The 13,317-nt window shown below is 36.5% G+C and carries 12 protein-coding genes and 1 riboswitch; of the genes, 10 read left to right on the plus strand and 2 right to left on the minus strand.

What is annotated here, in order from left to right; translation table 11 throughout:
* Positions 1–2: 2 nt before the first annotated feature.
* Positions 3–1,391: a TolC family protein gene (locus tag G496_RS0112295; RefSeq protein WP_034633172.1), complete on the minus strand. Its 1,389-nt coding sequence runs from the start codon at positions 1,389–1,391 to the stop codon at positions 3–5.
* A 574-nt stretch (positions 1,392–1,965) separates the two neighbouring features.
* On the opposite strand from G496_RS0112295, the gene G496_RS0112300 reads away from it, so the two are divergent.
* Together G496_RS0112300 and G496_RS0112305 are read left to right on the plus strand one after the other, a co-directional pair.
* Positions 1,966–4,032, plus strand: a complete 2,067-nt coding sequence (locus G496_RS0112300) for a SpoIIE family protein phosphatase (protein WP_245577917.1) — start codon at positions 1,966–1,968, stop codon at positions 4,030–4,032.
* Between the two features lie 14 nt (positions 4,033–4,046).
* Positions 4,047–4,529: a hypothetical protein gene (locus G496_RS0112305; RefSeq protein WP_027179551.1), complete on the plus strand. Its 483-nt coding sequence runs from the start codon at positions 4,047–4,049 to the stop codon at positions 4,527–4,529.
* Positions 4,530–4,605: 76 nt separating this feature from the next.
* Here G496_RS0112305 and G496_RS0112310 read toward each other — a convergent pair whose 3' ends face one another.
* Positions 4,606–4,929: a hypothetical protein gene (locus tag G496_RS0112310; RefSeq protein WP_245577918.1), complete on the minus strand. Its 324-nt coding sequence runs from the start codon at positions 4,927–4,929 to the stop codon at positions 4,606–4,608.
* A gap of 331 nt (positions 4,930–5,260) precedes the next feature.
* A riboswitch (TPP riboswitch) is annotated at positions 5,261–5,360 on the plus strand.
* Positions 5,361–5,418: 58 nt separating this feature from the next.
* Here G496_RS0112310 and thiS point away from each other — a divergent pair.
* From thiS to G496_RS20620, 8 genes are all read left to right on the plus strand, one after another.
* Complete coding sequence (gene thiS, locus G496_RS0112315; protein WP_027179553.1) at positions 5,419–5,619, plus strand: sulfur carrier protein ThiS; 201 nt, start codon at positions 5,419–5,421, stop codon at positions 5,617–5,619.
* A gap of 2 nt (positions 5,620–5,621) precedes the next feature.
* Positions 5,622–6,401: a thiazole synthase gene (locus G496_RS0112320; RefSeq protein WP_027179554.1), complete on the plus strand. Its 780-nt coding sequence runs from the start codon at positions 5,622–5,624 to the stop codon at positions 6,399–6,401.
* 2 nt (positions 6,402–6,403) lie between these two features.
* A complete protein-coding gene (thiH, locus tag G496_RS0112325) occupies positions 6,404–7,528 on the plus strand; it encodes a 2-iminoacetate synthase ThiH (protein ID WP_027179555.1) in 1,125 nt (374 codons plus the stop codon).
* Positions 7,529–7,536: 8 nt separating this feature from the next.
* A complete protein-coding gene (thiF, locus tag G496_RS0112330) occupies positions 7,537–8,166 on the plus strand; it encodes a sulfur carrier protein ThiS adenylyltransferase ThiF (protein ID WP_027179556.1) in 630 nt (209 codons plus the stop codon).
* On the plus strand, positions 8,163–8,807 hold the full coding sequence (gene thiE / locus G496_RS0112335; protein ID WP_027179557.1) for a thiamine phosphate synthase: 645 nt from the start codon (positions 8,163–8,165) through the stop codon (positions 8,805–8,807). Before thiF ends, thiE begins: the two co-directional genes overlap by 4 nt.
* 206 nt (positions 8,808–9,013) lie before the next feature.
* Positions 9,014–10,033, plus strand: coding sequence for an amidoligase family protein (locus tag G496_RS0112340; protein WP_027179558.1), 1,020 nt, complete (start codon positions 9,014–9,016; stop codon positions 10,031–10,033).
* 9 nt (positions 10,034–10,042) lie between these two features.
* Positions 10,043–10,825 carry a gamma-glutamyl-gamma-aminobutyrate hydrolase family protein gene (locus tag G496_RS0112345; protein ID WP_027179559.1) on the plus strand — a complete coding sequence of 261 codons (783 nt, stop codon included), beginning with the start codon at positions 10,043–10,045 and terminating at the stop codon, positions 10,823–10,825.
* 86 nt (positions 10,826–10,911) lie between these two features.
* Positions 10,912–13,236 (plus strand): ATP-binding protein, encoded by a 2,325-nt coding sequence (locus tag G496_RS20620; RefSeq protein ID WP_051295014.1) that lies wholly within the window; start codon positions 10,912–10,914, stop codon positions 13,234–13,236.
* Positions 13,237–13,317: the final 81 nt, after the last annotated feature.

Genomic DNA, 13,317 nt, shown 5'->3' on the forward strand with positions numbered 1-13,317 from the left:
TTTTACTGCTTATCTGGATCACGCGGATAAACTGACGGAAGCATCTGTCCATGAACAGAGCATGGAATTTCTCTACCAACCAGATATTCAATAGCAGCAACTTTTTTTGCTTGTTCCGCTAACGCCCGGTAATATGAAAGATTGAATTCAATAAGAGTTCTTTCAGCATCAATAAGATCACTTGAAGTTGCAGATCCGGACTGGAAAGCTTCAATGGTGACTCCTAGAGATTGCTCTGCTTTTGGTGTTAACGTGTCATGATATAAATTAACTTTTCTAATGGCATCCTGATACCGGTAAACTTCAAGCTCCAAATCGGCCTCAAGATCTCTTTCAAGACCGGAACGAGCACGCTTTGCAGCCCGGACACTGTTTTTAGCTTCTGAAAGTTGAGCTTCCTGTTTATCAAACCAGATGGGCAGGTTTACGGACATACCGGCAACAATAGGATCGCGTTTTGAGTTAGTCACATTGGGCGATCTGGATTTACCAGTCTGGATGTAATCAAGACCAAACGTAAAATCAGGAAAATAATCCTTTTCTGCCAACTGGACCCCTATCTTTTCCATGTCGATTTTATGATCGAGAGCTTTTAAACGGGGATTACCGGATTTGAAAATTGATTTTAGCTCGTCCAGTTTCGGCTTTATGACCATTACAGGAATATTTTCGGGCATCGGCAGCTTACGGTCTGCAGGACTGTTTATGACTGATAATAATTTTGCGATGGTAGGTTCTTTATATGCGTTTAATGAATCGAGCCTGTTCTGTAATTTTCCAAGTTCAACCTGAGTTTTTATAACACCATCGTAACCACCGGTTCCTGCGGAATATCTCGCTCTGGCCACATTCTCCAGGTATTCCATCAGGGCGATATATTCTTTGGTTACTTTTATGGCTTGAGCCAAATAAGCATAATCATAATATGCTGTTTTAACTTTATAAAAAATCTTCAGTTTTAAATCATCAAATTTTGCCTTCTGAATATCAGCACTTTTGAGAGCCTTTTCTCCTCTTAGTCCTAATTTCCCAAACCATGGAAGAGTCTGACTCAAGCCATATTTAAATTCCTGTGGTCCTGTTCTTGTTTCAACAGGCTGGATAAACCATCCAAAATTAAACCTTGGATCAGGTAGACTTGATACACTGCCTTCCCTTTGCAGAGCAGATTTCCATGCATAAAAGGCAGAATACAGCTGATCATTACTTCGGGCTGCTTCAACCAGATAATTACGCAATGATTTGAGACTATCAGTATCACCACTCACAGCCTCGCCATTCAATGAACTTGAACCAGAATCGTCCGCATAGATACAATTAGGTGAATAAACCAATGCTAAGGAGGCAATCAAAAAACAATATATAAATTTATGCTTATAGCTCCTGCTCATTATAATCTCCTGATTCGAAATCAAAACTTTTTTAAAATTACAAGCAAACATTATTCCATTCTAAATTGGTATAGAATTTACAATAATTATTTTTCATATCAACAATACCTTTTTTTTAAAATTTGTAAAATTTAGAATCAAAAGTGCATGTATTTTCACCAATCAGTGCAAATATACGCGTTTAAAAACAGCTTTGCACAAGATAAATTGCTTAATCTCGCATTTTATCATACTATTTTAGTATACAATAAAAAGTTGTGAAAATATTTGCACTTATAAGATCAATTTTACTTAGTCACCTTAATTAATTTTATTTAACATGCTAAAATATAATAATAAAATTTTATTGGAACACATCATGTAAATAAAACTGAAGAATGTGGGAATATTTAGAAATTGATGTATAGTTGAAGCTACATATTTTATTCTACCCTGTAGCCCTAAATTTTATATTATGAAGATAAGATCAAAACTTTTAATAATACTTCTTTCTGTCTCTATAATACCGCTAGCCGTTATACAAACTGGCATAGTTGATTCATTACACTTGTTATCCAATGAGATAGGAAGTGAGATGAAAAATGAGATGGTAAAAAAAAGCAGTTCAGAATTAAAAAGACTTGTTGAAGATCACGCCAGAATTCTCTCAAAACAGGGCAGGATTATTGAGTTCAATTTACAGCAGTTGTCACTGGAGCTCGCGAAATGGATTGAATCAGGAGAAAAATACCAGATTCCGCAGATATTAACTGCAAACTCAATGAAAAAAGATGAAGCTAAAATTTTATCCCAAAAATTTCTTAATATAAAAAAATTTGGTATCCTTGGTAAAAATATATTTGATTTCAACTCGTTAAATTATGACACTGAAAAAAAATGGAGCGACAATTTAATTGTTCCGATTAACTCTGAAAATAAAATTATTCCACTTTTTAAAACGATTGAAATCAGAAATCCTGAACTGGTGTTATGGATCAAGGTTAACTTATTCACGGGTGAAAGTTTAAGCTACCCTAAGAAAAATCATAATTTTCAAATAAATCACATGTCAGGGATGCATAAAAATCATATGGGCATGATGACCTCAGACAGCATCCGGCATGCTTCAAATAAAATCGGATTCGATAAAGCACCCATAGCACAATGGTCTTTGCCATATACTGACCCAATAACAGGTAGAACAGTACTTACCGCTTCATTAAATATAATCTCTTCAAGCAACAAATATCTGGGATCAGTTTCCATAGATGTCCCTCTGGACATATTATTACATGGTTACAATCATCTTAAGGCCTTTTCAGATAATATCAGCTCACTTTTAACTGAAATAAAAACGACCGAAAACGGAAATAAAACCATAAAGATCATAGCTGAGCAGACTTCTTCCCCCACAGAAAAAGAAGCTGAAATGATGCACATGTGGCAGCCTCCTACTGAAGAGTCATTTCAAAAGACTGTCGCCCAGAAGGATATTGAAAAATATTTAAGCGCCCTTGAAAATAACAAATCCGGCATTTTAAACATGCCTTATAAAGGACAGGAAAGTATATGGGCCTTCTCCAAGACAGCTCAGAGAGGAGTTTCATTACTGCTTATACTGCCGCATAAAGATGTTATTGCTCCGGCTGAAATGGCCAAAACATTTATCAAAAATACAATAAAGAAACAGTCCTCAAATCTTATACTTATATTATCAGTTGTAACCGCTGTAATTTTTATACTGGCTTTTTCCCTTTCACAAAAATTTACATCCAATATTTTGATTCTTGTAAGAGGGGTTAAACGTATTGCTTCCGGAGACTTCTCTACCAGAGTAAATATTCATAATAATGACGAAATCGGAGAACTTGCTGAAGATTTTAATAAGATGGTCCCTGCTCTACGGGAGCATATTGAAATCAAAAGCGCACTTGAAGTGGCAAAAGAGGTTCAAGAAAATCTGTTACCTAAAGATTCTCCTGAATTCCGCTCTTTCGATATCTACGGTAACAGTAAATACTGTGATGCCATAGGCGGTGACTATTTCGATTATCTGGTTTCAGGTAATGATAAAAACTGCATGCGATTTATTATAGGAGATGTCAGTGGACATGGAGTTCCGGCAGCAATTCTAATGGGTTCCATAAGAGGTTACCTGCATGCAAGAAATTTGAACAGTGGCAATCTTGGAGAAGTCTTAACAGACATTAATAAACTGATTGCCGCAGATACATACAAAACAGGACAATTCATGACAATGCTTGCTGTTGAAATGAACCCGTTGTCAGGAAAACTCAGCTGGATAAGAGCAGGACATGATCCAGCAATAATTTACGATACTGAATCAGAAAAATTTACAGAACTTAACGGTGAGGGAATTGCTTTAGGCTTAATGGATGATTCCGTTTTCATAGAAAATGAAGACTATTATCTAAAACCGGGGCAGATTTTAATTTTAGGAACAGATGGAATATGGGAAGCAATTAATTCTGAAGGAGTTTTTTTCGGAAAAGACAGATTAAAAAAAGTAATATCAACCAACCAGACGTCTTCCGCCAATGAAATAGCTGAGAGTATCTTTGAAGCGGTTAAAGACTTCACAGGATCTGACAGTCAGGAAGATGACCTGACTATTATGATAGTTAAAAGATTAAACAATTAACACAGGAGAACAACATGAAAAAATTAATCACATTTGCCACCGCTGCAGCACTTATATTGTCATTTTCAATTACAGGATTTGCTATGGAAATGAACCATGGTGAAAATGGAATGGGCTCGATGCAGAATATGCACTCTGAAAATTCCGGAACAATGTCAGAAGGCATTGCAGCTATGGAACAGGGACTCATGAAAATGAAACATGGAGCACAGCTCATGGCAGACCCTGCAACACGTGCACAGGGAATGGAGATTATGAAAAAAGAAATGATGCCTATGCACAAAGGCATGCAGATGGTTGAAAGTGCTTCCCAAAAAACAGCACACGCTGAATCATGCCAGAAAGTGATGAAATCAGCCAATACAGGTATGATGGCTATGATGAGAGGAATGAGTGTTGCCCAGAACGGCAGTGATAAGGGGCTAAAAATGATGAAAAGCGGTATTGAAATGATGGAAAATTCAATACAGCAGATAAAGACATTGAATGCTGAATAAGTAATCTTTCAAACCCAAGTCCGGCCTGAGTATTAGCTGGACTTGGGTTTTCATGCGTAAATTAATAATATTTTGTTTAAATCAGCATCCTAGGTTCTGGAAGTATAGGCTTAATCCACTTTACCCACTCATCTTTTTCAACCATTTCCAAAATCTTTTGTGCTATTTCATATCCTTCAAAAGGTTCTTTATAATCATCAAGTACTGTTGCGCCTTTAAAAACAGGCGTAAATTCACCCTTTGCACAAACTTCTATAGTAAAATCGAACATATCTATGAGATAACCATCAAGATTACCTTTTGCTTCCCAATCAAAAGTTATCTCATATCCGGGCCTGCTATATCTTGAAAAACCCCGGACTGAAGCAATTTTTTCTAATCCCTGTTTTTCATCTTCCATTTGAAAACATGACTCTGAAATTTCGACAAGAGGTTCATGGTTCATCATTTTTTTAACCAATTGCTGAAACTGCAACAAAGTTAAAACCTTCTGCATAGTATAAAGCTCCATAAAGGATATTTGATTCTTAAAAAGAAATATTAAATTATATAGTTAAGCGATTCATACAAATCACACAATTTCAAAAATATTTATAACACATATAAAACTATTCTTTAATATAACATATTTAAATAATTAATAAGAACTAATTAAATATCCATATCACCCCAACTAATAAACTTATTTCAAACATGACACTTTACAAAGATAAGCTGATTCACTAAAGTTTTAATCAAGCTAGGGGCGCCTTTTAGGCTGAGACGGCAATGTGCCGACCCTTCGAACCTGATGCGGGTAATACTGCCGTAGGGAAGCTGTATGGATTATACCTAGTATCTATATTTGCTCGCCCTATGTGGCGAGCTTTTTTTTTGGAGGACAAACAATATGATTATTACTGTTAATGGTGAAAAAATTGATATGTCTGACTCCATATCGGTTAAGGACATGCTTGTCAGAAAAAATATCAAAGAAGACACAGTGGTAATTGAATTAAACTACGAAATCCTCCCAAAAGAAAACTTCGCCATAACTTTATTAAAAGACGGAGACAACCTTGAAGTTCTCCGTTTTGTAGGCGGAGGTTGATTATGATTGATGATGTATTAGAAATTGGCAAAGTTAAATTTAAAAGCCGTCTTCTTATCGGAACCGGTAAATATGCTGACGACTCCATTATCCCAGCTGTGTGTGATTCTTCTGAGTCGCAGATAATAACTGTTGCCATGAGACGTGTTGACTTTAACGCGACCACTGAAAATGTGATGGATTTCATCCCCAAAAACATGCAACTCCTTCCCAATACATCCGGAGCCAGAACAGCTGAAGAAGCTGTACGCATAGCAAGACTGGCAAAGGCTGCCGGATGCGGTGACTGGATAAAAATTGAGGTTATCTCTGACAACAAATACCTGCTTCCTGACGGGTATGAAACTATTAAAGCCACTGAGATATTAGCCAAAGAGGGCTTTACTGTCCTGCCGTATGTGAATGCTGACCTTTATATAGCTCGAGCACTGGTTGACGCAGGAGCTGCTGCTGTAATGCCTCTGGGATCTCCTATAGGGACAAACAGAGGATTAAAAACCCGTGAAATGACTCGCATTCTAATTGAAGAAATTAAACTGCCAATTATTGTCGACGCTGGAATCGGAAGACCAAGTGAAGCTTGTGAAGCCATGGAAATGGGAGCTGATGCGTGTCTAGTTAATACGGCCATTGCCACTGCCAATGACCCTGTTAAGATGGCAAAAGCATTTTCAAATGCTGTTAAAGCCGGACGTGAAGCATATTTGTCAGGTCCTGGAGCAAAAAGCAATCTGGCGCAGGCATCCTCACCACTGACCGGATTTCTTACAGAAGGACAGTAAAAATGAGCTTTTATAACATTTGTGCCCAGTATGATGAAGAATGTTTAAAGGAACAGCTGGCCTCTAAAACTGAAACGGATGTTAAACACACTCTTGCACAGGAACAAATCAGTCCGGAAGGTTTTTTAACACTCCTAAGTCCTGCAGCGGTTCCTTTTATCGAAGACATGGCCCAAAAGGCGCATAAATTAACATTACAGCACTTTGGCAGAACTATAACACTTTTTACGCCACTTTATCTGGCAAATTACTGTACAAACCGTTGTGTTTATTGTGGTTTTAACACTAAAAACAAAATTTACCGCAGTCAGCTGAGCTATGAACAGGTTGAATCAGAGGCAAAGGTTATAGCATCTACCGGAATGAAGAATATCCTGATTTTAACCGGTGATGCCAGAGCAAAATCATCTCCGGAATATATCAAAGCATGCGTTGAAATCCTTAATAAATACTTCCCCTCTGTCAGCATAGAAATATACGCAATGACGGAGCAGGAATATGCTTCTCTGGCTGAATCCGGGGTTGACGGGATGACCATGTTTCAGGAAACCTACAACGAAAAGCTCTACCCTGTTCTTCACCCTTCAGGACCGAAACATGATTATCGTTTCAGACTTGATGCTCCGGAACGAAGTTGTAAAGCCGGAATGAGAGTTGTAAATATCGGCGCTTTGCTCGGGCTTGATGAATGGCGGCATGATGCTTTTAAAACAGGACTGCACGCCCACTATTTACAAAGCAAATATCCTGGAGTTGATATAGCTGTATCATTACCCCGTATGCGGACACATGTAGGACACTTTGAACAGACATGTGTTGTCAGTGACACTGAGATGGTTCAAAACCTTTTAGCTTTGCGAATTTTCATGCCTCGTGCAGGTATAACTATTTCAACGAGAGAAAAAGCTGAATTCAGAAACAATATCATGCACCTCGGTGTGACAAAAATGTCCGCAGGAGTTTCTACAGAAGTCGGCGGCCATGCCAAAGCAGAAGATGATTCTGATAAATCAGCTCAATTTGATATCAGTGATACCCGCAGCTTAACAGAAATGTGCGAAGCCATTTCCAGTCAGGGGTATCAGCCCGTATTTAAAGATTGGGAACCAATTTTTGGAACATTGTAGAGGGAATAATGAACAGGACTGAAAGAGGCATAGCCGCTTACATAGGTGAAAATCGCCTCAAATTCCTGCAAAAGATAAAAATAGGGATAGCCGGGGCCGGGGGCCTCGGCTCAAATTGCGCTGTAAACCTAGTCAGAAGTGGCTTTAAGCGACTGACAATAGTAGACTTTGATTGCATTGAGGAATCTAACCTCAATAGGCAGAATTTTTTTATTTCACAACTTGGAGAATACAAGGTTGAAGCCCTTGCAAAAAATCTACTGGCTATCAATCCAGATTTAGAGCTTGATCTACATATAAAAAAAATAACGAAAACTAATTTAAAAGATTTTTTTTCAACTTGCTCCACGGTGATTGAAGCTCTTGATGAAGCTTTATTGAAAAAATATTTTGTCGAAACATTTCTACCAACAGATAAGCTGGTAGTGACAGCTTCAGGTATTGGCGGTATTGGAAATACAAACGATTTAATTACAAAAAAAATTGGCCGAAATCTGATTATGATTGGTGATATGAAAACAGAATGCTCTGCTGAAATTCCACCGCAATCACCCAGAGTTACTATTGCTGCGGCAAAACAGGCTGATGCGGTTTTAGATTTCTGGCTTGATAAATTTTCTGAAGGAGAGAAAAAATGAGCACAAGAAAAATAACAAGAGAAAATATTCTGGATACAGATATATATTGTCTGACAGCACAAAAATTTTCCAAAGGCAGATCAAATATTGAAGTAGTAAAGGAAATGCTGGATAATAATATAAAACTTATTCAGTACCGTGAAAAAGAAATAAAAAGTGGTCAAAAATACAAAGAGTGCTGCGAAATCCGCAAAATGACCAGAGAAGCCGGAGCCGCATTTATAATTAATGATGATATTGATCTTGCCATGATGGTCGAAGCTGATGGCATACATATAGGTCAGGAAGATTTTCCCATTGAAGTTGTCAGAAAACTTATTGGGGATAAAATGGCTATAGGCCTTTCAACTCATAATCCCGAGCAGGCGCGGGAGGCCGTTAAACTTGGAGCCGACTATATCGGCGTAGGCCCCATATTTAAAACGATGACTAAAGAAGATGTCTGCGATCCTGTTGGCTTTGACTATCTGGAATATGTAGCACAAAATATCAGCATTCCTTTTGTTGCAATAGGTGGCATCAAAGAACACAATATTAAAGAAGTTACCAGTCGCGGTGTGAAATGTGTAGCCCTAGTCACTGAAATAGTTGAGGCAGATAACATCGGAGCCAAAATAGCTTCGATCCGCTCAAAAATGTAAAAATATTTCGCTCTCAGGCTAATGGTCAAAATAGGGATTATGGTGCTCGCGCCATAATCCCTATTTATTTCAGTTTCTGATAAAATTAATTAAAACGATTAAAGCATAAGATATACAATTATAACGACAATGATTTGACCATGAGCACTTTTACAAAGTACAGTGCCTATGAATTGAAAATATAAATAGAACCATTGAGGGACAAAATGAACAGATTCTTAAAACCTGCTGATTTCTTAAATTCTTCAAATGAGCCACGTAGAGCAGGATTCGAAATAGAGTTTGGTAATATTTCTGCCAGAGACACGGCCAAGGCCTTGCAAAAGAAAATGGGTGGCGAAATAAATGAAATAAGCCCGTTTAAAATGATTCTTGAGAAAAGTTCTATCGGTAATATTAAAATAGAACGTGATGCTGATATATTGCTATCAGCAAAACATAGGACTTTTTTTGAAAAAATTAATCCTGAAATCAACCACAGTTCCATATTAAAAGAGATAGAAGGCGGGATAGATAAACTAAGTAGTTTTATAGTCCCATGTGAAATAGTCACTGATCCTTTACTCTTTGAAGATTTTATAAAACTTGATGAAATAGTTGCGCTTTTAACAGAATTAAATGTTCAGGGGACTCAGGATTCAATATTGAATGCTTATGGACTGCATATTAATCCATCCACACCGGACCTGACATCTAAGACAATGATAAGCTATATTCAGGCTTTTCTTCTTATTGAAGAATGGCTTATTGAAAAATCAGATATTGATCCTACAAGAAGATATTTAACTAATTTTATCGACCCGTTCCCTCAGGATTACTGTGATATAACTTTAAATTCAGACTACACTCCAGAAAATGAACAACTTATAGCAGATTATATGCAATACAATCCAACCAGAAACCGGGCTTTAGATTTTCTTCCTGTCCTTTGCGAAATAGATAAGGATTTAGTATTTGAAAAATTAAATCCAGTTGAAAAAAATCTGGTCCACTCCCGCCCGGCTTTCCATTACAGACTCCCAAACTGCAAAATAGGAGACAGTGACTGGAAAATAGCTGATGAATGGAACCGCTGGTGGTTTGTAGAGATGCTGGCTTCAGATGACAATTTAAGAATGGAACTGATTAAGAAATGGCAATTGAGCCGAATAACTTTTTCGGACAACCCCTTAAAAGTATGGATTGAAACTGTCGATAACTTTCTCTCTGATAATTTTAGGAGCTAATAACTCACAATGTCCGAACGTCCTCTGATATGTATAACCGGTCCAGATCGTGGTGGGTTTTTCCCATGGATTATGACTAAAATAGCTATATTCAGGGCAGGAGGAAAAAGCATACGAATTACACCTTCAAAAAATTCAAATATTGATATCAATAAAATTGAAGGAGTTATTATTGGAGGAGGAACAGATATTGATCCTGCAAATTACGGGGAGGAATTTAATAAAATAAATAAAGAAATAGAGGGCCACACAGTAAAAAACAGGATAATTGCTATTCTAATGTTATTACTTAGAATGATATTCAGTATTAAAACCTCAAAAGCAGGTTCTGATACAAAAAGAGATGAGCTGGAAAAACGTATTTGCCAGCACGCTGTCAGACAAAAAATTCCAGTTTTAGGAATTTGCCGCGGAGCTCAAATGCTGAATATATGCCTTGGAGGGACACTCCATCAGGAAACCAGACAATTCTATTCTGAAACGCCTCAGATAAAAACAATTCTTCCCCGCAAACTGGTTTCACTTACAGCTGGCAGCAAACTCAATAACATATTGGGAACTTCTACATGCTATGTAAACTCCCTTCACGATCAGGCAATAAATTCTCTTGGTCAGGACCTCAAGGTTTCAGCAACAGATCAAAATGGTATAATTCAAGGTGTTGAATCCACCTGCAATTCTTTCCTTATCGGAGTGCAGTGGCATCCTGAATATCTGCCGCAATCAGTACAGCAACAAAAAATATTTGCAGCTTTAGTCAAAAATGCAATTATACAGAAAAGCTGGCATTAGCCGACCACAAGGGTTGTTAATTAATATATAACTATGATAATATAATAAGTAATTTCATTAAATAGATGAATGAGGATTACTTATTAATGTCTGAAAAAATCAGAACTCTCATAGGCAGTCTGGATATTAATTGGGAGCTGTTCCAATTCATATTCCACAACTTAAACGATACAGCACTGATTTTTGAAGTGCTTGATGATGGAAGCCGTGGACCCATAGTGGATGTTAACGATGCCACATGCCAACGTCTCGGTTATACAAGAGATGAACTTATCGGAATGACTGTAGATGTCATTGACTCACCTAAAACTCTATCCGATCGCCCCCCTCTTTCAAAAAGATTTATAGACTCCAATATTGCGCAATTCGAAATTGAACATCTGGCAAAAGACGGAACCCCGATTCCGGCAAAAGTCCACGCCTATAAATTTAAAAAAGAAAATAAATCATTTATACTGGCAATATCCCAAGAAAATAAAGAAATAAATCATCCTAGAAATCATTTTGAACAGTATGACGGCAATAGCAAATTCAACATTGAAATTTTAGATAATATCAATTCTGCAGTTCTTATATACCAGCTTGAAAATAAATCATCTTTTGCCCTTAAATATAAGAACATCAAAGCTGACAATTTTATTAATATTCTTGATAAAGAGCTTGGAATTGAAACCCAATATGAAATCAATACAATACTCGAACAATTTTTAGCTCATGAAGATGTAAAAAACAAAATAAGATATTCTTTGAACAACAGTTTTTTTGATTTTAAAATAATTAGGATTGATATTAATACTATTTGCCTGATCATAGAATATTCTGAAACTCAAAGTTCAATAAGTGATGTTGTTAAAGACAGAGAGGAACATTATCGGGCTTTTTTCGAACACAATTATTCAGTTATGTATATATTGGATCCTAAAAACGGTAACTTCATTGATTCAAATTCTGCGGCAATTGATTTTTACGGATATCCTAAGGAACAACTGCTCAAAATGAATATTTTTGATATCAATGCCTTTCCTACACAACATACCAAAAATTTATTAGAACAGGTTCACAAAAACCAGATAAGCAGACTTATAACCAAACATAAGCTCTCAAATGGAGAAATACGAGATGTAGAAGTTTATACAAGCACTTATAGGCATAAAAATCAGGAAAAAATTATTTCAATAGTCCATGATATAACTGAGAGACTGAAAAAAGAAGTAGAACTTAAAGAAGCAAAAAAAGCTGCAGAGAACGCCAACAAATCAAAGAATGAATTTCTGGCGAACATGAGTCATGAATTACGAACTCCATTAAATGGAGTAATTGGTATGCTACAGCTGTTAACCATGAGCACAACACTGGATGCAACTCAAAAAGAATATACCGATTATGCTTTAGAATCATGCATGAGACTAACTAATCTGGTTGGAGATATTCTTGATTTATCAAAAATTGAAGCAGGTAGCTTAGCAATAAGAAATACTCCTATAGACATGCTTGCTATGGTAAATTCATTAAAGAAGCTATTTAACCCTGCTGCATACAAAGCTGCTATAGATTTTAAAACAAATATATCAAGTACAGTTCCAGCAATTGTAATTGGTGATGAGAATAGACTACATCAAATTTTAAGTAATATAATTGGAAATTCAATTAAATTTACTCAATCAGGGTATGTTGAATTGGATATTGATTCTTTAAAAAATAAGAATCCTAAAAGAATAAACTTGATATTTACAATTAAAGATAGCGGGATTGGAATAGAACAAAACAGCATAGAAAAACTATTTGAGCCTTTCACGCAGGGAGATGAAGGCAATGCAAAAAAATTTCAGGGAGCCGGGCTGGGACTGGCAATAGTAAAAAAGCTGGTTAAAATTATGGATGGGAAGCTGGATATGACCAGCGAAAAAGGCTTGGGTACAACTGTCAGTATCAGTTTACCATTCTACATTGAACAGGCAAATAACAATGAAAAAGATCAGAGCCAGTTAATAAATTTTGATACAACAGATATAACTTTATTGATTGTTGAAGACGACAAAATAAATCAACTGGCGATAAAGAAAAATCTTGAAAAATATGGGTATGCCATAATAACAGCTGATAATGGATTTCAATCCATCGAAAAATTAAAAGAATATAACTTTGATTTAATTCTTATGGATATCCAGATGCCGGTCATGACCGGGATAGAAGCGACAAAAGCTATACGCGAAGGAAAAGCTGGAAAAAACAATACTAAAATCCCGATTATAGCTGTAACGGCATACGCTATGTCTGGAGATGAACAAATATTTATCAACGCAGGGATGACAGACTATATTGCCAAACCAATCAAAATCAGTGAGCTTCTGAAATTAATTGAAAAGCATACCGTTACTGGATTTTTTTCAACAGATAACACAATCCAGTAACTGTTTTTAGACCTCAAAAAAAATGCTGTGTTTTTAACGTTGCGTACTCACAGCTAAAGCTGTATTTTTGCACAAATACTG

Source organism: Maridesulfovibrio bastinii DSM 16055, assembly GCF_000429985.1.
Lineage (GTDB): Bacteria > Desulfobacterota > Desulfovibrionia > Desulfovibrionales > Desulfovibrionaceae > Maridesulfovibrio > Maridesulfovibrio bastinii.